Below are 21,274 nucleotides of genomic sequence, written 5' to 3'. Positions count from 1 at the left end.
GTGGAACATCCGTGGTGTTCCGGTTGTCGCCGCGGCCGCGACCGCCGTGGATATCCGGCGGATATCACCGCCGCCCGACCCCACCGTTCCGTTCGAACCAACTCTCACGTGAGGGTAGAGTTTGGGTGGCCGGATGCGGTGGCCGTGACGGGCCACCACGAGAGGGGCCACAGGGATGACCGAAAGAGGGGACACCGGCGCGGAGGTCGGGCCGGACCGGCCGGCGCCGCGCGACGGACGCATCGCCGAGCTGACCGCGCTCGCCGCCGCAAGCGAGATCCCGACCGCCGCGCTGTGCCGCGACCTCGCCGTCGCGCACGAGCGCGCCGGGGACCCGGACGGGGCGGTGCGCTGGGCGCTGGCGCTCACCGACACCGACGCCGACCTCGGCGCCTGGTCGGCGGCGGCCGGCGTGCTGCGCCGCTGCCTGCCCTCCGTCGCGCCGCTGCCGCGCTCGGCCCGGGTCGCCGTCCTCGGCAGCTACACGACGTCCCAGTTCGCGGCGCTGCTGCCGCTCGCGGCCGCGCGGGCGGGCGTTGCCATCGAGACCTACGAGTGCGGCTACGGGCAGTACCGCCAGGAGATCCTCGACCCCGCCAGCGGGCTGTACAGCTTCGCGCCGGACGTGGTCGTGCTCGCCGTGCACGCCGGCGAGGCGGCGCTGCCGACCTTCGGGGAGATGCCGGCATCCGGCGATGTGCCGGGGACTGTCGATCCGGCGGACGCCGCGGTCGCGACCGAGGTGCGCCGCTGGACGGCGCTGTGGGAGACGATCCGCGCACGCTGCGGCGCCCGGGTCGTCCAGCACACCTTCGCCATACCCGGCGAGGTCGCCCTCGGGCACCTGGCGCTGCGTACCGGCGGCGCCCGCCCGACCCTGCTCGCCCGGGTCAACGCCGAGCTCGGCCGGGCCGCCGGAGACGGGATCGGCCTGGTCGACTGCGAGCGCCTCGCCGCCGATGTGGGCAAGCGGGCCTGGTTCGACGCGCGCTACTGGCACCGCTCCAAGCAGGCGGTGTCGCTCGCGCAGGTGCCGCTGCTCGCCCGGCACACCGCGGCGGTGATCGGCGCGCAGCTCGGGGTCAGCCGCAAGTGCCTGGTCCTCGACCTCGACAACACCCTGTGGGGCGGCGTGCTGGGAGAGGAGGGGCTCGCGGGCATCGCGCTGGGCGACGGCCCTGTCGGCGAGGCCTTCGCGGCCTTCCAGGACTACGTCGTCGAGCTGAAGGACCGCGGCGTCGTGCTCGCCGTCTGCTCCAAGAACAACGACGCCGACGCGCGGGAGGCGTTCGAGCGCCACCCCGGCATGCGGCTGCGCCTCGCCGACATCGCGATGTTCAGCGCCTGCTGGGACGACAAGCCGACCCAGCTTCGCCGAATCGCCGCCACTCTCGGCCTCGGCCTCGACGCCCTCGTCTTCGTCGACGACAACCCGGCCGAGCGCGAGGCGGTGCGCCAGCTCGTCGGCGAGGTCGACGTCCTCGCGCTGCCCGCTGACCCGCACGGCTACGTCCGGGCGCTGGCCGACTACCCGTTCTTCGAGACGGCGGCGCTCACGGCGGAGGACACCGCGCGGACGGCGACCTACCGGGCCCGGGCCGAACTCGCCGCCGCCGAGGCCGCCGCCGGCTCGCTGGCGGAGTTCCACCGCGGGCTGGACATGACGGCCACCGTCGTCGGGCTCGACGAGCTGACCCTGCCTCGGGTCGCCCAGCTCGTCGGCAAGACCAACCAGTTCAACCTGACCGGGCGCCGCCGCAGCGCCGACGAGATCGCCCGGCTGGCCGCCGACCCCGGCACGGCCGTGCTCTGTGTCCGCCTCGCCGACCGGTTCGCCGACCACGGCCTCGTCGCCGTGGTCATCGCGGTCGAGGCGGGGGACGCGTTGACCGTCGACACCTGGCTGATGAGCTGCCGGGTGATCGGCCGGACCCTCGAGGACGAGGTCGCCGGGCTGATCCTCGCCGAGGCGCGCCGGCGCGGGCTCGCCCGGGTCGTCGGCGAGCACCGGCCGTCGGCGAAGAACGCCCTCGTCGCCGGCCTCTACGAACGCCTCGGCTTCACCCGGGTGGACGGGCCGGACGGAGCGGGCGATCCGTCCGCGCCGGGCGCGACCCACTGGTCCCGGGCCGCGGACGCGCCGTACGCGCCACCCGCCCTGATGCGCGTCGTCGTGGCGGCGACCGGCGTCGATCCGGACGGTGCCGACCAGGCGGGTGCACCGGGCGTCCCGGGTGCGGGCGTCCCGGGTGCGGGCGTCCCGGGTGTGCCGCCCGCCTCGCTGCCTCCCCACGTGTTCGCCCAGACGCGGCCGCAGGACCGCAGGATGGAAAGGGAAAGGGTGCAAAGGTGATGGTGCAGGACCGACTCCAGCAGATCTTCCGGGAGATCTTCAGCGACGACGACCTCATCGTTTCCGACACGATGACCGCCGACGACGTCCCCGGCTGGGACTCGCTCGCGCACATCAACCTGATCTACGCCGTCGAGCGGGAGTTCTCGATCCAGATCGCCGACGACCGGCTCGCCAGCTTCGCCACCGTCGGTGACATGCGCGAGCACATCGAGGAGCTCAGCGGTGTCCACTGAGGCCGGCGCGGCCCGCAACGGAACGGCCCCCCGCGAACCCGGGAGCCCCCCGCCCACGCCCAACGGCTCCACCGCCCACGGCCCCGCCCCGGGAACCCCGGGCGGTGATGCCGAGACCGACCGCCGGGAGGCGTCCGAGCTGGGCCTGCGGGAGATCCTGCGGGAGGACCTCCGGCGGCACTACGGTTCGTTCGCCCACCCGGGCCTGCACGTGCTCGCCGTCTACCGCCTCGGGCAGTGGCGGCGCACCCGGCGCCAGCCGCTGCGCGCCGCGCTCACGGTGGTCTACAAGGTGCTCAACAACCTCGTCATCCGCAACCTCTACGGGGTCGAGCTCTCCGAGATGGCCCGGCTCGGCCGGCGGGTCCACATCGGCCATCACCAGACGATCCTGATCCCGCCGTTCTGCGAGATCGGCGACGACTGCACGCTGCGGCACAACCTGACCATCGGCTACGCCGGCGGCTCGGCGTCGCCACGGGACGTGCCCAGGATCGGTGCCCGAGTCGAGCTCGCCCCCGGCGTCCACCTCCTCGGCGCGATCACCATCGGCGACGACGCCCGCATCGGCCCCGGCTCGATCGTGATGACCGACGTGCCTGCCGGTTCCACCGTCTTCGCCGCCCCCGCCCGCGTCATGAAGCCCCCCACCCCCTGATCACCGCACCCCGGTGAGATGCCGCTCGGCCCAACGGCGTGGTTCCGCGGAACATCTGGATCACCGGTCGGTGGTTGCGGTCGTGCGTGGTGCGGTTCCGCGGACATCACGATCAGGTAGCGGGACCGCGGGGGCTGGGTTGACGGACGGATCGCGGGCCGGTTACGCAGAGCGATCCGAGGGGCGAGTCCCCGGATAGCCCCGATCACGCCGGAGTACTCCCGTGGCTGATCGGCAGGCCCGCTCACGGCCAGTCGCGTGCTGTGAGAGTTGCGGTGCGAAGCGCACGGTTTGCGAGTCCAGACCGTGCAGAGCGCACCGCGGTCGGCCACGCCTCGGCTGAGCGGGCGGGCGGGCGACGGTCGACCTGACCGCAGACGACCCGTCGGGGCCTTCCCCCGTCAGTCCTCGGTGACGGTGGATGACGAGGTCCTGCGCGGTCGGTGGCCGGGCGGGCCGGGCTCGTGGGACGAGGGCTGGCGCGGGAGGTCGGCGGTCGGGTCGCGGGACGCGAGCCCGCACCGGGTCGGTACGGTTTGAGGCCGGACCGTCTGGCCCGATCGGGCCACCCCGCGGCCGAATGGGAGAGGACTCGCGGATGAAGGTGCTCGTGACGGGCACGGAGGGGTACCTGGGGTGCCTGCTCGCGCCCGAGCTGATGCGCGATGGCCACGAGGTCATCGGCGTGGACACCGGTTACTACAAGTACGGCTGGCTGTACCGCGGGACGGACCGGACCCCGCTGACCCTCGACAAGGACCTGCGCCACCTCACCGTCGAGGACCTCGCCGGCGTCGACGCCGTGGTGCACATGGCCGAACTGTCCAACGACCCGCTGGGCGCTCTCGCGCCGGACGTCACGTACAAGGTCAACCACCTCGGCTCGGTGCGGCTGGCGAACCTCGCCAAGCAGGCCGGCGTCGAGCGGTTCGTCTACATGTCCTCGTGCAGTGTCTACGGCGTGGCGACCGGCGAGGACGTCACGGAGACCTCGCCGGTCAACCCGCAGACCCCGTACGCCGAGTGCAAGGTCTACGTGGAGCGCGACGTCGCCCCGCTGGCCGACGACTCCTTCTCGCCGACCTTTCTGCGCAACGCCACCGCCTACGGTGCCTCGCCGCGGCAGCGGTTCGACATCGTGCTGAACAACCTCGCCGGCGTCGCCTGGACGACCGGTGAGATCGCGATGACCTCGGACGGCACCCCCTGGCGCCCGCTGGTCCACGGCCTCGACATCGCGAAGGCGATCCGTCTCGCGCTGGCCGCGCCGCGCGACGTCGTCCACAACCAGATCTTCAACGTGGGCGACAGCGAGCAGAACTACCAGGTCAAGGAGATCGCCGACGCGGTCGCCAGCGTCTTCACGGGATGCAAGCTGAGCTTCGGCGACAACGGCGGCGACAACCGCAGCTACCGGGTGTCCTTCGACAAGATCGCGAACACCCTGCCCGGGTTCTCCTGCGACTGGAACGCCCTGCGCGGCGCCGAGCAGCTCCACGAGGTGTTCAGCCGCATCCAGCTCGACGCGGAGACCTTCACCGGCCGCGGGCACACCCGGCTCAAGCAGCTCCAGTACCTGATCGGTACCGGGCAGCTCGACGCCGACCTGTTCTGGGCGCATCCGTGATCGTCACCCCGACGTCGATCGCCGGGGTGTGGATCGTCGACGTCGAGGCGTTCACCGACGCCCGGGGCCTGTTCGCCCGGACGTTCTGCGCCGAGGAGTTCGCGGCGGCGGGGCTCGCCGTCGAGGTGGCCCAGTGCAGCGTGGCCTTCAACGCCGCGGCCGGCACGATCCGCGGGATGCACTGGGCCGGCGAACCGGTGCGCGAGACCAAGCTGGTCCGCTGCACCCGCGGCGCGCTGCTCGACGTCGTCGTCGACCCCCGGCCCGACTCGCCGACGTACCTGAGCCACGTCGCGGTCGAGCTGTCCGCCGACAACCACCGGGCGTTGTTCATCGACGCGGGGCTCGCGCACGGCTACCAGACGCTGGCCGACGCCACCGAGGCGACGTACCAGATGAACGTCCCCTTCACCCCGGGGCACGACCGCGGGCTCCGCTTCGACGACCCGCGCCTGGGCATCGCCTGGCCGCTGCCGGTGTCCGTGATCTCCGACAAGGACCGGGCCTGGCCGCTGCTCACCGGCGTCGGCGGTCTGACTCCGTTGTCGTCGTAACCGCCCCCCGTTGTCTGATCACTCCCCGGGCCTGCGAAACTCAACGCCGCTCGGCCCGCTGGGCCGGCCGGTACCCCCGCGTCCGGCCCGTCGGGTCGTGCACCAGCACCGACGCGGGCAGATCGATGCCGACATCTCACCAAGGGGAGCGCATGTCATCCGGAAACCCGGCCCAGGGCGGTAGCGGAACCGTCGCGGCCGACGCGAACCAGTCGCCGGCCGCCTCCGGCGGCATCGCCACGCCGGTCACCGCGTGCCGGTCCTGTGGCGGGGCCGCCCCGCGGCTGTTCCTCTCCCTGGGGTCGACGCCCATCGCGAACCGGCTGGTGCGCGCCGACGCCCTCGACGCCACCGACCCGTCGTTCCCACTCGAGGTCGGCTTCTGCGAGTCCTGCGCGCTGGTCCAGCTCACCCACGAGCTGCCCGCGTCGGAGATCTTCGACGAGGACTACCCGTACTTCTCGTCGTTCTCGGACATGCTCGTCCGGCACGCCGAGAAGCACGTCATCGACCTGATCGCCAGTCGCAACCTCGGCCCGGACAGCCTGGTCGTCGAGGTCGCGAGCAATGACGGCTACCTGCTCAAGGCGTTCGTCGAGCGGGGCATCCCGGTGCTCGGCATCGAGCCGACGCCGGGTCCGGCCGCCGCCGCCCGCGAGGCCGGCGTGCCGACCCGCGAGGAGTTCTTCGGCGCGGAGCTGGCCCGCCAGCTCGTCGCGGAGGGCCTGCGGGCCGATGTGATCATCGCGAACAACGTGATGGCCCACGTCCCCGACCTCAACAGCTTCGTCGAGGGCTTCTCGATCCTGCTCGCCGACGGCGGGCTCGTCGACGTCGAGAACCCCGGCGTCGGCGCCCTGCTGGCGCACACCGAGTTCGACACGGTCTACCACGAGCACTTCTGCTACTTCTCCACCATCGCGGTGGACGCCCTCATGCGCCGCCACGGCCTCGCGCTCGTCGGCGTCCAGGAGTTCCCCGAACTGCACGGTGGGACGCTGCGCTGGAGCATGCAGCACGCCGCGGCCGCCGAGCCGACGGAGTCGGTCGCCGCCGTGCTCGGCGCCGAGCGGGCCGCGGGCCTCGACACGTTCGCGCGGTACGCCACCTTCGGCGACGACGTGCGCACGGTGCAGGAGGAGCTGGTCGCGCTGCTGCGGTCGCTGCGGGCCGAGGGGAAGACGGTCGCCGCCTACGGCGCCGCGGCCAAGGGCGCGACGCTGCTGAACTCCAGTGGCATCACCACGGACCTCCTCGACTTCGTGGTCGACCGCAACGTCCACAAGCAGGGCAAGTACATCCCGGGGGCGCGGCTGCCGATCCTCGACCCCGCCGTCCTGCTGGAGCGCCAGCCCGACTACCTGCTGCTCCTGGCCTGGAACGTGAAGAAGGAGATCATCGCCCAGCAGGCGGAGTACGCCGAGCGCGGCGGTTCCTTCATCGTGCCGGTACCCCGGCCGGTCGTGCTGTAGGCGAGTCCTGCATCGTGGTATGGGGTCGTCGTCATCTCCGCCCGCGGCCATCCGGGTCGCGGGCGCCGGGCCGGCGTCGTCGGTCGGGAGAGCGAGCATGACGGACATCGATCCGGACGTACGGGCCTCGGGCTGGCCCGGCGATCCGCCGCCCGAGGACCCGCACTCCGTCGAGCGGACCCCGCACGCCCCCCGGCCGGGCGCGTCGGCGGCGGACGGATCGCCGGCTGCCGGCGGCCAGCGCGGCCCCGCGCGTGCGCACGATCCGGCGTTCGTGGGCTTCGAGGTGTCCTCGGCGATCCCGCCGCAGAGCTGGGCCGCGCCCGCGCCGCCCCCGGCGCCGCCGGCTCACCCTGTCCCCTCGGTTCACCCTGTCCCCCCGGTTCACCCTGTCCCCCCGGCTCACCCTGCGCTACCCGCTCACCCTGCGGGTGCGGATTCCCGGGGTTCCCGCCCCGGCCGGGGAACCGGACCGGAGGGGCGCTCCGGGGCGGGCCCCGCGGGCCCGCCCCACGACCGAACGGGACCGGCCCCGGGCGGGCGACAACCCGACCGCCCCGGCGCAGGACCGTGGGGTCAGCCCCACCGGCCCCCGGGGCACCCGGGTACGCCCGAGCCGGCGCCCGGCGCACCGGCCTGGCCGGGCCAGCCGCTCGCGTCGCCGCAACGCCAGTTCACCGGGTCCGGAACGTGGCCCCCACCGTCTGGTCAGGGGCAGCAGCCCACGGGGGGACAACTGCGCGGCGGCCCGTCCGGCCCCCGTCGGACCCCGCCGGCCCCGACGTCCGGCGCCGGGCCCCCTGACCGGGCTCCCACGCCGCCGCCCGCCGCCCGTCGGACGCCGCCCGCCGGCCACCCGGCGGCCGGGCCCCCTGCCACGGACCACCGGCCACCGGCGTCGCCGAACGGCGGCCCTGCGGGATCGGGCACCTCCGCTGGTCGGCCGTCGCCGCCGGACGGAGCTCGGCGGGGACGGATCCCCACGGCGGGCCGCGTCCCGACGTCGCCGCCGGCCGGCTACCCGCCGGGCCAGGCGCCAGGAGGGCAGACCTCCTCGGGTCACGCCCCGGCAAGCCAGGCCAGATCGGGCCACGTCAGGCCTGGGCCGTTTCCGCCGGTCCCGACGCGGGACCAGTTTCCGCCGCGCGAGACTCCGCCGAGCTGGGGTGCGGCCCAGCCCCGGCCGGGCCAGACCCGGCCGGGCCAGACCCGGCCGGGCCAGACCGGACCGGGCCAGAATCCGCCAGGCCAGACCGGACCGGACCAGAATCGGCCAGGCCAGAATCCGCTAGGCCCCCCAGGGCCACCCGATGGTCCGCCCACGGGGCGGGCGCCCTGCGCGATCACCGTGGAACCCGGCGTGCGCTCCGTCCCGCCGGCCTCCGCCGGGTCGTCGGCGCCCGGCTCTCCTTCGGGTCCGCGCGGGTCAGGGGAAGGCCGTGCGCCGTCGGGTTCTGCCGGGTCGTCGGGTTCTGCCGGGCCGTCGTCGGATTCGGATCCTCGACCTGGGGCGCGGCCTGCACTGGTAGCTCGAACCCCCGCGGAATCCGCCGGTCTGGGCTGGATCGCGGTCAGCACGGCGCCGCGAGCTTCCAGCCGGACCGCCGAGGCCGGCGGTCCCGAGGCGGGCGGCAGCCTGCCCGGGTTCGGACCCACCTATCCGGCCCCAGACCCAAGCCCCGTCGTAGCCGCAGGCCCAGGCCCGGCCCCGGCTCTGGGTTCAGCTCCGGTTCCCGGCTCGGCTCCGGTTCCCGGCTCAGTCCCGGCTCCAGCCGCGGCTGCAGGCTTGGGGACGGGGTCCCAGCCGGGGCCGGCAGACGCCCGGGGCGGTGCGGGTGCGGGGCCGAGCGCGCCGGAGACCTCGGCGCTGCCGGGGCTGCGCCGGTTGCCGGGCGGTAGCCCGCTGCCGCACACGATCACCTCGACGATCGACCTGAGCGCCCTGCAGCACCGCCTCCGCATCGAACAGACCGAGGTCATCGCTCGGGTCGAGGATCCCGCGCCCCGTTCGCACCGGCGCCGCCGCCGAGCCGCCCCGGCGGACGTGGAGTCCACCCAGGTGGTCGCCCGGGGGTCGTTGCCCGGCCGGCCGCGCCCCGGCGTCCGGTCCGATCCGTCGGACACGGGCGCGGCCCACGAGGGCCTCGCCGACGATCCGGCCACCGGACTCATCGATCGGCGTGGCGCGGGGGCGCGCGGCGCGGCGCGGCGCCGGGCCGACGGCAGCGGAGTGGTCGACGACCGTGGCCGCCGCCGCGTCGACCGTGGCCGCCGCGTCGACCGCGTCGACCGCGTCGATCTCGATGATCTCGATGATCTCGATGAGCTCGACGCTGTCGAGCGAGGGCCCGGCGCCGGCGAGGGCGGCCCCAGCACCCGCTCCAAAGCGATCTGGACCCTCGCTGACCAGGCCATCTCCAGCGCGACGAACGCCGCGATCTCGTTCCTCATCGCGCGCCAGGTCAGCGATGTCGAGTATGGCGCGTTCGGGATCGCCTACACGCTGTTCGCCATTGTGATCGGGTTGTGTCGCGGCGCGACCTGCATGCCGCTGAGCATGCACTACTCGGGCGCGACGCCGTCGTCGTTCAGGACGGCCGCCTCGGCCACGACCGGCTCGTCGTTCGTCTTCGGTATCGGGATCGGCGTCGGGTTCGTCGGCGTCGGTCTTGCCGTCGGCGGGCCCGTCGGATCGTCGCTGACGGCGATGGGCTTCGTGCTGCCCGGCCTGCTCCTGCAGGATGCGTGGCGGTACGTCTTCTTCGCCATGGGCCGGCCGTTCGGCGCGTTCCTCAACGACCTCGTGTGGGCCGGCGTCCAGATGCTCGGGATCTGGCTGCTCGTCCACCGCGGGGTGACCGAGTCGTCTCCGCTGGTGCTGGCCTGGGGAGCCTCGGCCCTGGTCGCCGCCCTCATCGGCATCGCCCAGGCCGGCTTCTGGCCGTCGCCCGGGGCGACCAGGAGCTGGCTGGCGGAGAACAGGACGGACTCGACCTATCTGGCGGCGGAGTTCGTCACGGTCCAGGGCGCCCTGCAGACGTCGATGCTGGCGATCGGGGCGGTCGGGTCGCTGTCGACGATCGGTGCGCTGCAGGGGGCGCGGACGCTGCTCGGCCCGACCACCGTGGTCGGGGTCGGGGTGGTCAGCTTCGCGCTCCCCGAGTTCTCCAAGCGGACCTCGATGAACGTGCACGCCCGGGAGCGGGCGGCGTACGCGCTGTCCGGGCTGGTCCTCGCGATCGGCGCCGCCTGGAGCCTGATCTTCTACTTCCTGCCGGAGCGCTATGGCCAGGCCCTGCTGGGCGACACCTGGGACGGGACGAAGGACATCCTGGGCCTGTCGATCCTGCACTATCTTGCGGCGGCGGTCCCGGTGGGACCGGCCTGCATGGTCTATGCGCTCGGTAAGACCAAGATCACCTTCAGGCTGAACGCGGCCTTCGCCCCGATGCTGCTCGGATTCCCCATCCTCGGGGCGGTTCTCGGCGAGGCCCGCGGCGCGGTGATCGGATTCAACATTGCTTTCTGGGCCATCGCTCCGGTGTGGTTCGTTCTGCTCCGTCGGCTCGGTCGCGAACACGACGCCGAGCAGGCGGCGCTGCGCGCGGCGCGGGGGGAGTCGGGAGACGCCGTCGATCCGGCGCGTCCGCTTACCGGTGAATCCGGCGGTGGTGGCGCCCGTGGGCGCACGTCGCGACGGCCCCGTCCGGGCGAGGGGCGTGACGGCCGCGCAGGGTGGTCGGACCGTGGCGCGAGGCCGCCCGCGCGGGCGTTGGCCGAGCCGGTGCCGGCAGGGACGCCGCGTGGCGGCGCCGATGCCGGCCTCGCGGGCGGCTGGTCGCCCGAACGGGGACGATCACGGTCGGATCATCGTTCTTCCGGGGGACGGCGACAGGCCGCGAGTCGCCCGCCCGTCGGCGGGTTCGACGAGGCGGAAATGACCGGCGGGTGGCAGTTGACCGAAGGTTCGGCGCGGCGTGATAGGTCCAGCACAAAACGACGGGACGGAAATAGCTCGACAAAAGTTCGGAAATCTGACGTCCCGGAAGAGTTGCGGCGGGAGCCTCCGCGACCGCGGCAGGTCCGCACGGATCGTGACCGTCCATCCCCGCGGGGGAAGTCGGGTGATTCCGAGCGAGGTATCGGGTCGGTGGATGATGTGGACGGTAGGGGTCTCGCCCGGGGAGGTCAGCGCGACGGTCATCGTCGCGGAACCGGCCCGCGGCGTGGCAGAGGCGACACCTGAACGCCATCGCGGCGCCAGTCATAGCTATGACCGTTTACTATCCGCTATCGGCTATGCTCACAAATCGGTTCGTCAGATCTAGACCGTGGTCCGGCAATCGGGCCGGATGCTCCTGTGGGGGGCCACTTTGAGTCCGCTTCACGTCCTGCTGGAGGTGTCGATGCGTCAGCTCGCCGACCCTCCGATCCGCGTGCGGGCCCGGTCCGCCCGTCCTGAGTCCGAGGCGGGCGCGTCATGAGCCGCAACGCACAGGCGGGTGGCGAGACCAGCCGGGCCCCGTCCGCTCCCTCGTTGTTCCGCATCATCCAGCCGCGCCTGCTGATCATCGCGATCGTGGTCGTGATCTTCGCGGCGCTGGCGGCGATCTACTCCAAGGCGCAGTCGGCCACCTACTCGTCCAGCGCGCGGGTGTTCCTCTCCACCACCTCGGACACGCTGGGCGCCAACTCGGTCGACGCCACCCGGTTCGTCCAGACCCAGGCGCAGTTCGCCCAGTCCTCGGCGGCGGTCGCGGTGATCGCGAAGGACCTCAAGCTGTCCGAGTCGGACGTGTCGAGCCGGCTGAGCACCTCCCCGTCGGACGCGGGCTACTTCTTCGTCATCAAGGGCAAGGGGCCGTCGCAGGAGGCGGCGAACTCCCTGGTCAAGTCCGCCGAGACGGCCTACAGCACGCTGCTGACGAGCTACGGCGCCAACAGCGAAGCTTCGGTGAACGCGCTGATCAAGCTTCGTGATCAGCTGGTCAACGAGGGGACCACGGCCAACCAGGGCGCGGATGCCGCAGCAGCAAACGATGTCACCGTGCGTAGTAACCAGATCTCCCAGCTGAACCAGAAGATCGCCGACGCCCGCACCGCCGCGGCGGTGGGCAGCTCCGCGGTGAAGCTGGCCGAGCCGCCGGTCGCCGACGGGCAGGGCGGTCCCAACCTGCTGCGCAACGTCCTCGTCGCGGCGATCGTGGGCCTGCTCGGCTCCATCGCCGCCATCTGGATCATGTACCAGCGGCGGCCGACCATCCTCGACCCGCACAACCCGTCGGACACCCTGGGCGTCCCGCTGATCGCGGCGCTGGAGCCGGGGCGCACGACCGCGAGCGCGGCCGAGACGCTCGTCTCGGCGATGTCGGCGGTGATGTCGCCGACCAGCAAGGTGGTCGCGTTCACCCCGGCGTCGCGCGGAGACCTCGCCGCCGACCTCGTCTCCTCCGTCGCCGCCGCCTGGTCGGACGACCAGGGCGTCGTGCTGATCCTCGACACCTCCCCGTCGTCGGAGGTGCGGGCGTCGCTGGAGGGCCTGCCCCGGGCGACCTCCGGGGAGCTGCCGCGCTGGGCCCACGAGCCCACCTGCCTGGCGCGCTCGTCCGGCACCGGCCGCGGTCACATCCTCTACAACCGGGTCTCGCCGGCCCGGGCCGCGCGCCCCGGCGGCCTCGCGCCGATCCTCGCCGACCGCGCGCCCGTCGTCGACCTGGTCATCCTGGTCACCTCGGCGCTGGCCGAGCTGCCGATGACCGCGGCGTCGGCGATCCAGGCCGACGCGGTCGTCGTCATCACGTCCACCGAGACGCACCTCAAGGAGCTCGAGCAGGTGCCGCGGGACTGGCCGGCGCTGGCCGAGCGCGTCGTGGGCGTCGTCCACGACGGCCGGACCGGCATCCGCCGGGCGACCGGCAGCGCCGTCCCGGAGCGTCGCTCCTCGGTCGACACGATCACGTCGAACTCGCCGGTGGGCGGCGAAGGCCCGCCGAGCAAGCGCGGCGGCATGGACCCCGAGGTCACCGACCGCTACGCCCGCCCCGCCCGGTAACCCGCCCCGCACAGCACTAAGCAGCCCCGGGCAGCCTCGCGCAGCCCCGCCCGGCGGCCAGCTCCGCAGGACGGCTCGCCCGGCGGCGCTGGCAGACCGACAGCAACGGCCCCGCTCCTCGCCAGGAGCGGGGCCGCGCCGGTTGTGCGGTGCTTTCGGTACGGTTTCGAGGCCTGGACCGTACAGGTCGTACCAGGGGCCCGCCCCTCGCGGCGCGGCAGCCGCGCAGGTGCGGCGCGGCCGAGGGGCCGGCCGCGAGTTCCTGTCAGGTCAGCGGGGCTGACCGACCAGCGCGAGGACGAAACCGTCCCAGCCCTTGCTGCCCACGGTCTGCAGCGCGGTCGCCGTCAGCCGCGGCTCCGCCCGCACGAGGCCCAGGACGGCCCTGGTCCCCAGAACGTCGGGGTCCGTGTGGGCAGGGTCGACGACAGCCCCGCGGCGCACCACGTTGTCGATCACGATCGCGCTGCCGGGTCGGGTCAGGCGCAGCGCGGCGGCGAGGTACCGCGCGTTGTTCTGCTTGTCCGCGTCGATGAACACGAGGTCGAACGGCTCGGGCCGGGCCGCGATCAGCGCGTCGAGCGAGTCGACGGCGGGGCCGAGCACGACCTGGGCGACGGCGCCGAGGCCGGCACGCTCCAGGTTGGCCCGGGCCACCTCGGCGTGATGGGGATCGACCTCCAGGGTGACCACCCGGCCGGTCGGCCCGACGGCCCGCCCGAGCCAGATCGTCGAGTACCCGCCGAGGGTGCCCACCTCCAGCACCCGCCGGCCGGAGACGAGGCGGACGAGCAGGGCCAGGAACGCACCCTGGTTCGCCGCGACCTCGATCGGCGGCAGCCCGGCCGCGTGGCTCGCGGCCCGCGCCTGCCGCAGCGTGTCGTCCTCGTCGACGAGGGTGTCGACGAGATAGTCGTCGACGGCTCGCCAGCCCTGTATCAGGTCGTCGTCCACCGGTCGGCACCTCCATGGTCGCCAGTTCGGGGCGCCGGGCTCACCGGGCGGGGCCGGCGAGGCGGTCTCAGATGCCGGCGAAGGACCTGCGCTGCGCGGGGGCCGAGGAGGCCGGCGGCGGTGGCCCGGGATCCTCCGCCAGCTGGAGCGACTCCTCCGGCGCGACCGTGAACCAGGCGACGAGCAGCAGGCCGAGACCGGTGACGACCGGGGCCAGCAGGCCGCCGGACAGCACAGTATAGAAGATCAACACCGAGCCGGAGAGCACGAACGACTGCGAGCCACGGACGAACATCGCCACGATGAAGCTGAGGAACGTCACCGTGCCGAGGACCCCGTACTCGAGGACGAGCTTCGGCACGAGCGCGTAGTTCAGCGGCAGACCGGTGCGACGGAAGAACTCGCCCGCGTCGCGGTCGGCGAAACCCGAGCCGGAGCCGAACGCGACCGTCGCCGGATCGCTGCCGAGCGCTTCCCAGGTGCGCTGGTAGGGCTGGACGAACCGCAGGCTGCCGCTGGACGTCGACGAGGACGTCTCCGTCGCCCGGGCCGCGAAGATGCTCGACGCCGGGGTGAAGCTGATGACCAGGGCGATGAGGCCCACGCCGACCAGGGCGGTGAACGCGAACTTGGCGCCCTTGTGGACGGCGAGCAGCACACCCGCGCAGGCCAGCAGCAGCAGACCGGTGCCGGAAACGGTGCTGAGAATCGCCAGCACGAACATGAGCAGCCGCCACCAGCCGCCGTTGCGCAGGACACAGACCACGATGCCGAAACCCAGAAACTGCGAGCAGAACGACGCTTCCAGGCAGACGAAGGCGTTCGACTTGTACAGCGACGATCCGTACTGGACCGGGTAGGAGGTGTTGAAGCCGTGCATCAGGAAGTTCGACGGCACGATGTTCTTGACCACGTCGGTGTAGGGAACGCCGACGAGCTGAATCGCGAACTGGAACAGGGCCAGCCCGGCCAGCACTGTGATCATGATGAGGAAGCGGTCGAGCAGCCGGGGCAGCAGTGCCCGGGCGTCGGCGGGGCGCAGGCCGAAGACGAACGGGACATACGTCGCCAGCAGCAGCAACAGCGACGTCAGAGACGTGCTGTCCTTCTGTCGCAGGAAGGAGACGAGAGCCGACAGCGAGCACGCCGTCATCGCCACCAGGTAACCGGTCATGCGGCCCGAGTTCCGGCTCAGGCCGCCACGCCTGACCATGATCGCCGCGCAGACGTAGGTGATCGGCAGGATCACCTGGACCTGTGAGCCGCCGACGGGGATGGCGATCCGCTGGAAGAAGATCTCGAAGAACAGCAGAATGGTGAGCAGCCGCAGCGTCGCGTCGTTGACCGTCCGGCTGCCGCCCGCCTCCTGGGTCGGGATCACCCACGACCGCGGAATCCTGGTCGTGAGGGTGGTGGTTACCACTGCTTCCCCGTCCCCCGTTCTCGGTCGGCGGGCGCACCGCGGCCGGGTGGGCGGCGGTGAACGCTGCGGACGATAGCCGGGTGGCCCCGCACGGCGGCCCGGTGCGCCGTGCGTGGACGGCACCGTCGGCAAGTCTAACCGGCGCCGATCGGACGCCCTCCACCGTGGTCTTCGGCCCTTTCCCGGGGCGCAGGGTCGCCCAACCGTCACCGCGCGCAGTCATCCTCGTGGTGTCTTCCAGGAACCTGGCGCGGTCGGGTGAATAATGACGCAGGTCGGCCGGACGACCGCGGTCGGAGAGGTTCTCCGACCTGAGAACTCCCCGGGTGAAGACCCGGGTTCCTGGTATCGGGGTGGCGTTATCGTCCGCGGCCGAAGCCTGTTCTCGTACCTGTGCGGCGGGGTCGGTCGTTCATTGCTGTCGCGATGACGTCCGGTCGTTCCGGCGCCAGGCGACCATCTGTCCACAGCGTGGAGGTGTAACGTGCGCTATTCCGGCATCGTGCCGGGAGGGCGTCCGCCCCCGTCCGACCGGTTCGGTCCGCGGCGGGGCGACACCTCGCCGACCCGCGCCGTTTCGATCAGGGGGCGTGGCGGGCCCGGCCAGCCCGGTGCCGACACCGGCACCATGCCGCTGCCGGGCATCCGGACCTCGGGGTCCGTGGACTCTGGCGCGTCCACGGGCCCCGGGTCGTCCGGTGACTCCGGCCTGTCCGGTGAATCGGGCGGGTCTGGCGGGTCTGGCGGGTCTGGCGGAATCGGCGGCTCGGGCGGATCGCGGTGGCGGCTGTTTCGGCCTGGGAGGCCGCCGTCACGGCGCGGACGGGCGCTGGCCGGTACCGCGCTCGCGGCGATCCTCGTGGTCGTGCTCGGTGCCGTGGGGCTGGTCACGCTCCGTGGCGGGGGTGATGGGGGTGCTGGCGGCGCCGGTGGTGGCGGCGGCGCTGAGCGCGGCGCCGGCCGAACGAACCCGACCGCTGCGGCGGCGGGCGGCGTCACCTGGCCCTCGGGCGCCAACGCCAACCCGCCCCACGATCTGGCCGGGTGGGAACGCTGGCTCGGCCGCCGGACCGACGTCGCCGTGGTGTTCACCGTCCGCGACAGCTGGCGGAAGATCGTCGCCGACGACTGGCCGCTGTCGGGGCTTCGCCCGGACGCCTACCCCGGGAAGGTGTCCATCGCCCAGCCGCTGTTTCCGCAGGACGGCAACGAGGCCGCCTGCGCCCGCGGCGACTACGACGCCAACTGGGCGACGTTCGGGCGGACGCTGGTACGCAACGGCCGCGGGGACGCCTACGTCCGACTCGGCTGGGAGTTCAACGGCGACTGGTTCTGGTGGTACCCGCGCGACACCGCCACCTGGCGGACCTGCTACCAGCGGGTGGTGACCGCGATCCGCTCCACCTCGCCCGGCGTCCGCATCGACTGGAACGTCTCGGCCCACCGGGACGCGATGCCCAACGGCGACAACATCTGGGCCGCCTATCCCGGCGACGCGTTCGTCGACGTCGTCAGCATCGACGCCTACGACTCCTACCCGCCGTCCTTCACCCGCGCGTCCTTCGACGCCCAGTGCAACCTGGATTCGGGCGCCTGCACGGTCGCCCGGTTCGCTCGCGAGCATGGCAAGAGGTTCGCGGTGCCGGAATGGGGCGTCGTCCGCTCGGCCGGCGGTGGCGCGGACAACCCGTTCTACGTCCAGAAGATGTACGAGCTGTTCCAGGCGAACCGGGCGAACCTCGCCTACGAGGCGTACTTCACCGCGACCGATGCGGGCAATGTGCAGTCCTCGCTGATCGACCCGCCGAGCAATCCCCGCGCCGCCCAGCGCTACCGAGCCCTCTTCGGCGCCCCACCGCCCCGGACGCCCACACCACCCCGCTGACCAGCCGCTTCGTCCGCTGCGTCCCTCCCCACCCGCGTCGGTCACGGCCGCTCGCGGCGCGCGTGACCGACCGCGGGCTCTGGGGACGCTCCGGGGCTAGTAGCTCTTCTTGGCGGGGCGCAGGTGCAGTTCGGTGATCTCGGCGGTGGGTGGGAGCCGGACGAGGTAGTCGACGAGGTCGGCGACGTCTTCGGCCTGGATGAGCAGCGCCGGCGCGTACTCCCGGCCCTCCCGCGCGTAGATCGTCTCCTGGCGCGGGGTGGCCGTGCGGCCGAGGTGGATCGTGGCGACCCGGATCCCGTCGGCGTTGATCTCCTGGCGCAGGCTGTCGGCGAAGCCGCGCATGGCGTGCTGGGTCGCGGCGAACTGACTCGCGCCGGCGCCCGCACGCACGCCCTGCGTGGAGTTGATGACGACGATGTCGGCGCCGCCGGCGGTCCCCGCGACCCGCAGTGCGGGCAGCAGTCGCTGGGTCAGCGCGTAGGGCGCCCGGACGTTCGCGAGGTACTGCGCGTCCAGATCGGCCAGCGTCGCCGCGTCCACCCGGGCGCTGGCGTAGGCCCCGGCGCTGTGCACCAGGTGGTCGACCCGGCCGTGGCGGGCGGTGACCTCGGCGACGAAGGCGGTGACGGCCGCGTCGTCGGTCAGGTCGAGCCGGACCGGCAGCAGCGTGCCCGGACCGGTCGCCTCCTTGCCGAGGCCGTCGAGCCGGGCCTGGTCGCGGCCGAGCGCGAACACCGTGGCGCCGTCGGCGGCCAGGCGCAACGCGGTGGCGCGGCCGATGCCGCTGGAGGCGCCCGTCACGACGGCGACGTGCCCGGCGAGCGGAACCGCGTCCGCCGCCGGGCCGCCCGCGGATCCGGCCGTCACGCGCTCGACGCCTGGGAGAACACGAGCACGGCGTCCTCCCGCGGGGGCGCGGTGTCGTAGCTGAGGCAGATGTCCTCGGGGATGCGGGCGAGGTCGGTGCCGCGCAGGTAGTCCCGCATCGTGGTGCCGGTGCACTCGGAGTCGACGTTCGGCGCCCCGACGTGGTTGACGACGTCGTCGAAGTGCACCGTGCGGAAGTCCATGCTGAACCGGGTGCGCCCGGAGTCGTTCGGCACCGAGGAGTGCAGCTGCGCCGCGGAGAAGATCAGCATCCCGCCGGACGGCGCGACCACCCGGGTCTGCGGGAAGATCTCCACCTCCTCCTCCGGCTTGGGCTGCTTGCGGGTGTCGGACTTGATGTGCTTCGCGGCGTCCGCCCGGCTCTTGGCGTTCCACTCGTAGTAGTCGTAGTCGCGGGAGCCGTTCTTCACGCCCTGGCTGAAGTAGCGCGGGTGGAAGGCCAGGCCGTTCTCCGGGACGATGTCGAAGATCGGCATCCACCAGTTGAGCTGGCAGAACGGCGCGGAGTACCAGGTGTCGCGGTGCGGGTGGAAGGCGTAGGCGATGCCGGAGGTCAGGTAGTCGTCCGACGTCGAGGTCCGCAGCCGCGGCACGTCGAAGTAGGTCTTCGCCGGGTCGGCGCCATGCTCGGCGAGGATCGCCGGCAGCAGCTCCTTGCAGGTCGGATGGTGGATGAACCGCGGCTTGAGCTCCGCGAGCAGGGCGGCGTACTCCTCGACGGGCATGTGGTACTGCGCGGTCTCCGGGTCGAGGCTGCCGAACGCCTCCCGGATCAGCGCGCGGCTGAACTCGACGAACTCGCGGGTCGCCGGCCTGGGTGCATAGACGAACAGGTCGCCCTGGTAGAGCTTGGTCCGACGCTCGTCATCGGACAGCGTGGACTCGACCAGTACCGAACTCATCGGATTCCCTCTCGGAACGGACGTGGGTGAGAAGAAGCCGGGCCATGGCGAGTTCGTCCGGCGTCGTGACATGGATGTTGGCGGGTTCGCCCGGTACGACGACGACCAGGCCGCCGGCCTCGGCGACCATCGCCGAGTCCTCCACCGCCTCGCGGGCCCCCGCGTGCACGGAGCGCAGCAGATCCGCCCGGAACGCGTGCGGCGTCTGCACCAGCCGATGGGTCTCCCGCGGCAGCGACGCCCCCGCGACCAGCCTGGGGGAGGGACCGATTCCACCCGCTTGCGGCTGGATCTCGTCGGCCACCCCGACCTCGTCCTCGTCGGCTACCCGGATCTCCTTGACCACCCGGATCTCCTTGACCACCTCGGTCAGCGGCAGGCCGGGCACGGCGGCGTCGGCCCCGGCCCGGACCTCGTCGACCACGCGCCGGTAGAGCGCGGGGGTGGCCAGCGGGTGCGCGGCGTCGGTGATCACGATGACGCCGGCCTCCGCGGGCACGGCGGTCAGACCGGCCCGGACCGACTCGGCCCTGGTGGTGCCGCCGGTCACCTGACGGACGCCGGGTGGGGGCGACCAGCCTCCGGTCGTTCCCGCGGGCACGACCACCACGATGCCGTCGCTGGCGGCGCGGGCCGCCGCGACCGGGTGGGCGAGCAACGGCTCGCCGCCGAGGTCATAGAACTGCTTCGGGCCGCCGAAGCGGGTCCCGCCGCCACCCGCGAGGACGATGGTCCAGACCGGTCCGCGGCCGCCGGGCCGCTGCGGCGGCAGTTCGGTCCCCCCCGGTCCGCCCGGGGCGCGGGCGAGGTCAGCCATCGGTCGTTCCGGCGGAGCCGGCGGCCGCGTCGGCGAGCAGGTCGACGCCGGCCAGCGCGTCCGCGGCCTCGGCGACCGTGTCGAACGGCAGCCCGGCGCGCTCGGCGATGTCGAGCAGGCTGCGGGTTCCGTCGGCGAGGTTGAGCACCCACAGCAGGCCCATCTCGATGGCCTGGCGGTTCATCGTCGCGCCGATCGCCCGGTACAGCCCGCGCCGGCCGAGCTGCGGCTCGCCGTAGGGGGCGGTGTTGCGCCAGGTCCGGTCCCGCTCGCAGATCTCGATCGTGCGCCGCAGGATCGCGAACGAGTCGGCGAGCGACTCGGGCGTGACGAACTCGAGGTCGTCGGCCGAGGTGTGATACTGCGGGTACTCGCCGTGCTGACCCCGGCCGAACCGGCCGACGGGCAGGTCGAAGCCGGGCGAGCAGAACTGCCGCTCGTCGTAGCCGTAGGGGGAGAAGTCGACGACCCGGTGCGGCCGCCCGGTCTCGGCCAGCGCCACCGCGGCGGCCCGGTCGACGGCGGCGTCACCCCGGCGACTGCGCTTGTAGGTCGGGTCGCTGCGGTCACCGAGACCGGTCAGGACGAGCCCGTGGCGGATGCGGCCGACGGTGTCCCGGTTGCGGGCGAGCCAGGTGAGCGAGCCGATCGTGCCCGGAATGAACAGCAGCCGGAACGTGTGTCGGCGCGGACCGGCGGCCAGCGCCCGCGCCAGCAGGGTCGCGGTGGCGATGCCCGAGCAGTTGTCGTTGGCCATCGCCGGGTGGCAGGTGTGCGTGGTGATCAGGAACTCGTCGGACGTCTCGCCCGGCAGGACGATCTCGCCGTAGGTCAGCGACCCGTCCGTGAGCGTCGTGTCGATCTCGACCTCGTACTCGCCCTCGGGCAGTGCGCCGAGCTGCCGGTCGGTCAGGCAGAAGCCCCAGTTCTCGTTGTAGTACGACGTCCGGTAGGGCACCCAGTCCGGCCGGTCGGGCATCGAGAACAGGTGCGGGCGCAGCTCGTCGAGGGTCATCCGGGCGCGCACCGGCGTGCTGTAACCCAGCAGGTGCAGCGGATTGTCGGCGGCGTCGACAACGGTCTTGCCGTCGGGGCCGATCAGCCGGGCCGAGTCGACGTTCCACTCCCGGGGGACGGTCCAGTCCAGCGCCGGGGCCCCGCTGGACACCTCGTGCACGGTGAGCGGCACGTCGGGGCCGAGCGCCCGCGCGACGGTGCGCAGCGTGGTGCGCACCCCCTCGCCGGTGATGCTGCGCATGGGCGGCAGCAGGTCGGCGACCAGATCGTGCAGCCAGCGGCCGGGGTCGGCCGGGAGCGCGGTGCCGTCGCGGTCGCCGGCGTCGCCGACGTCTCTGGAGTGGCCGGAGTGGCCGGAGTGGCCGGAGTGGCCGGAGTGGCCGGAGTGGCCGGAGTGGCCGGAGTGGCCGGCCACGCTCGCGGATTCGGTCAT

General features: G+C 73.0%; 15 protein-coding genes. 9 read left to right on the top strand and 6 right to left on the bottom strand.

The window, feature by feature from the left end; all coding sequences use genetic code 11:
• Window positions 1–175: 175 nt before the first annotated feature.
• From FRAAL_RS27315 to FRAAL_RS27275, 8 genes are all read left to right on the top strand, one after another.
• Window positions 176–2,353 carry an HAD-IIIC family phosphatase gene (locus FRAAL_RS27315; RefSeq protein WP_011607309.1) on the top strand — a complete coding sequence of 726 codons (2,178 nt, stop codon included), beginning with the start codon at window positions 176–178 and terminating at the stop codon, window positions 2,351–2,353.
• Window positions 2,353–2,589 carry an acyl carrier protein gene (locus FRAAL_RS27310; protein WP_041939858.1) on the top strand — a complete coding sequence of 79 codons (237 nt, stop codon included), beginning with the start codon at window positions 2,353–2,355 and terminating at the stop codon, window positions 2,587–2,589. Before FRAAL_RS27315 ends, FRAAL_RS27310 begins: the two co-directional genes overlap by 1 nt.
• The gene (locus FRAAL_RS27305; RefSeq protein ID WP_157892238.1) at window positions 2,579–3,247 is read left to right on the top strand and encodes a serine O-acetyltransferase; all 669 of its coding nucleotides are present in this window, start codon (window positions 2,579–2,581) and stop codon (window positions 3,245–3,247) included. The genes FRAAL_RS27310 and FRAAL_RS27305 overlap by 11 nt, the downstream gene beginning before the upstream one ends.
• Before the next feature lie 598 nt (window positions 3,248–3,845).
• Window positions 3,846–4,874 carry an NAD-dependent epimerase/dehydratase family protein gene (locus FRAAL_RS27300; protein WP_041939857.1) on the top strand — a complete coding sequence of 343 codons (1,029 nt, stop codon included), beginning with the start codon at window positions 3,846–3,848 and terminating at the stop codon, window positions 4,872–4,874.
• A complete protein-coding gene (locus FRAAL_RS27295) occupies window positions 4,871–5,428 on the top strand; it encodes a dTDP-4-dehydrorhamnose 3,5-epimerase family protein (protein ID WP_041939856.1) in 558 nt (185 codons plus the stop codon). The genes FRAAL_RS27300 and FRAAL_RS27295 overlap by 4 nt, the downstream gene beginning before the upstream one ends.
• A 152-nt stretch (window positions 5,429–5,580) precedes the next feature.
• On the top strand, window positions 5,581–6,900 hold the full coding sequence (locus FRAAL_RS27290; RefSeq protein ID WP_011607303.1) for a class I SAM-dependent methyltransferase: 1,320 nt from the start codon (window positions 5,581–5,583) through the stop codon (window positions 6,898–6,900).
• Window positions 6,901–8,686: 1,786 nt separating this feature from the next.
• Window positions 8,687–11,146, top strand: coding sequence for a hypothetical protein (locus FRAAL_RS27280; protein WP_231861375.1), 2,460 nt, complete (start codon window positions 8,687–8,689; stop codon window positions 11,144–11,146).
• A 234-nt stretch (window positions 11,147–11,380) separates the two neighbouring features.
• Window positions 11,381–12,952, top strand: a complete 1,572-nt coding sequence (locus FRAAL_RS27275) for a Wzz/FepE/Etk N-terminal domain-containing protein (RefSeq protein WP_011607298.1) — start codon at window positions 11,381–11,383, stop codon at window positions 12,950–12,952.
• A gap of 270 nt (window positions 12,953–13,222) precedes the next feature.
• Here FRAAL_RS27275 and FRAAL_RS27270 read toward each other — a convergent pair whose 3' ends face one another.
• Both FRAAL_RS27270 and FRAAL_RS27265 read right to left on the bottom strand, forming a co-directional pair.
• Window positions 13,223–13,906: an O-methyltransferase gene (locus FRAAL_RS27270; protein ID WP_011607297.1), complete on the bottom strand. Its 684-nt coding sequence runs from the start codon at window positions 13,904–13,906 to the stop codon at window positions 13,223–13,225.
• 67 nt (window positions 13,907–13,973) lie between these two features.
• Window positions 13,974–15,329, bottom strand: a complete 1,356-nt coding sequence (locus FRAAL_RS27265; RefSeq protein WP_041939855.1) for a hypothetical protein — start codon at window positions 15,327–15,329, stop codon at window positions 13,974–13,976.
• Between the two features lie 877 nt (window positions 15,330–16,206).
• Between FRAAL_RS27265 and FRAAL_RS27255 the strand changes: the two genes are divergently transcribed.
• Window positions 16,207–17,214, top strand: coding sequence for a glycoside hydrolase family 26 protein (locus FRAAL_RS27255; RefSeq protein ID WP_011607295.1), 1,008 nt, complete (start codon window positions 16,207–16,209; stop codon window positions 17,212–17,214).
• Window positions 17,215–17,310: 96 nt separating this feature from the next.
• Here the strand turns inward: FRAAL_RS27255 and FRAAL_RS27250 are convergent, their stop codons facing one another.
• Genes FRAAL_RS27250 through FRAAL_RS27235 form a run of 4 tightly spaced genes read right to left on the bottom strand, consistent with a single transcriptional unit; the run spans window position 17,311 to window position 21,274 of the window.
• Entirely contained in the window at window positions 17,311–18,084 is a 774-nt protein-coding gene (locus FRAAL_RS27250) for an SDR family oxidoreductase (RefSeq protein ID WP_011607294.1), read from the bottom strand.
• A complete protein-coding gene (locus FRAAL_RS27245; protein ID WP_011607293.1) occupies window positions 18,081–19,007 on the bottom strand; it encodes a phytanoyl-CoA dioxygenase family protein in 927 nt (308 codons plus the stop codon). The genes FRAAL_RS27250 and FRAAL_RS27245 overlap by 4 nt, the downstream gene beginning before the upstream one ends.
• Window positions 18,970–19,824: an IspD/TarI family cytidylyltransferase gene (locus tag FRAAL_RS27240; RefSeq protein ID WP_011607292.1), complete on the bottom strand. Its 855-nt coding sequence runs from the start codon at window positions 19,822–19,824 to the stop codon at window positions 18,970–18,972. The genes FRAAL_RS27245 and FRAAL_RS27240 overlap by 38 nt, the downstream gene beginning before the upstream one ends.
• Window positions 19,817–21,274: a DUF4910 domain-containing protein gene (locus tag FRAAL_RS27235; RefSeq protein ID WP_231861373.1), complete on the bottom strand. Its 1,458-nt coding sequence runs from the start codon at window positions 21,272–21,274 to the stop codon at window positions 19,817–19,819. Before FRAAL_RS27235 ends, FRAAL_RS27240 begins: the two co-directional genes overlap by 8 nt.

This window comes from Frankia alni ACN14a, from assembly GCF_000058485.1.
GTDB classification, from domain to species: domain Bacteria; phylum Actinomycetota; class Actinomycetes; order Frankiales; family Frankiaceae; genus Frankia; species Frankia alni.
This window is presented reverse-complemented; position numbering and strand designations above follow the sequence as displayed.

What these genes read in the sequence shown, in the direction of transcription:
- FRAAL_RS27275 (WP_011607298.1), top strand. Translation starts at nt 11,381, where the DNA reads ATGAGCCGCAACGCACAGGCGGGTGGCGAGACCAGCCGGGCCCCGTCC.
- FRAAL_RS27315 (WP_011607309.1), top strand. Translation starts at nt 176, where the DNA reads ATGACCGAAAGAGGGGACACCGGCGCGGAGGTCGGGCCGGACCGGCCG.
- FRAAL_RS27245 (WP_011607293.1), bottom strand. Translation starts at nt 19,007, where the DNA reads ATGAGTTCGGTACTGGTCGAGTCCACGCTGTCCGATGACGAGCGTCGG.
- FRAAL_RS27235 (WP_231861373.1), bottom strand. Translation starts at nt 21,274, where the DNA reads ATGACCGAATCCGCGAGCGTGGCCGGCCACTCCGGCCACTCCGGCCAC.
- FRAAL_RS27240 (WP_011607292.1), bottom strand. Translation starts at nt 19,824, where the DNA reads ATGGCTGACCTCGCCCGCGCCCCGGGCGGACCGGGGGGGACCGAACTG.
- FRAAL_RS27300 (WP_041939857.1), top strand. Translation starts at nt 3,846, where the DNA reads ATGAAGGTGCTCGTGACGGGCACGGAGGGGTACCTGGGGTGCCTGCTC.
- FRAAL_RS27310 (WP_041939858.1), top strand. Translation starts at nt 2,353, where the DNA reads ATGGTGCAGGACCGACTCCAGCAGATCTTCCGGGAGATCTTCAGCGAC.
- FRAAL_RS27290 (WP_011607303.1), top strand. Translation starts at nt 5,581, where the DNA reads ATGTCATCCGGAAACCCGGCCCAGGGCGGTAGCGGAACCGTCGCGGCC.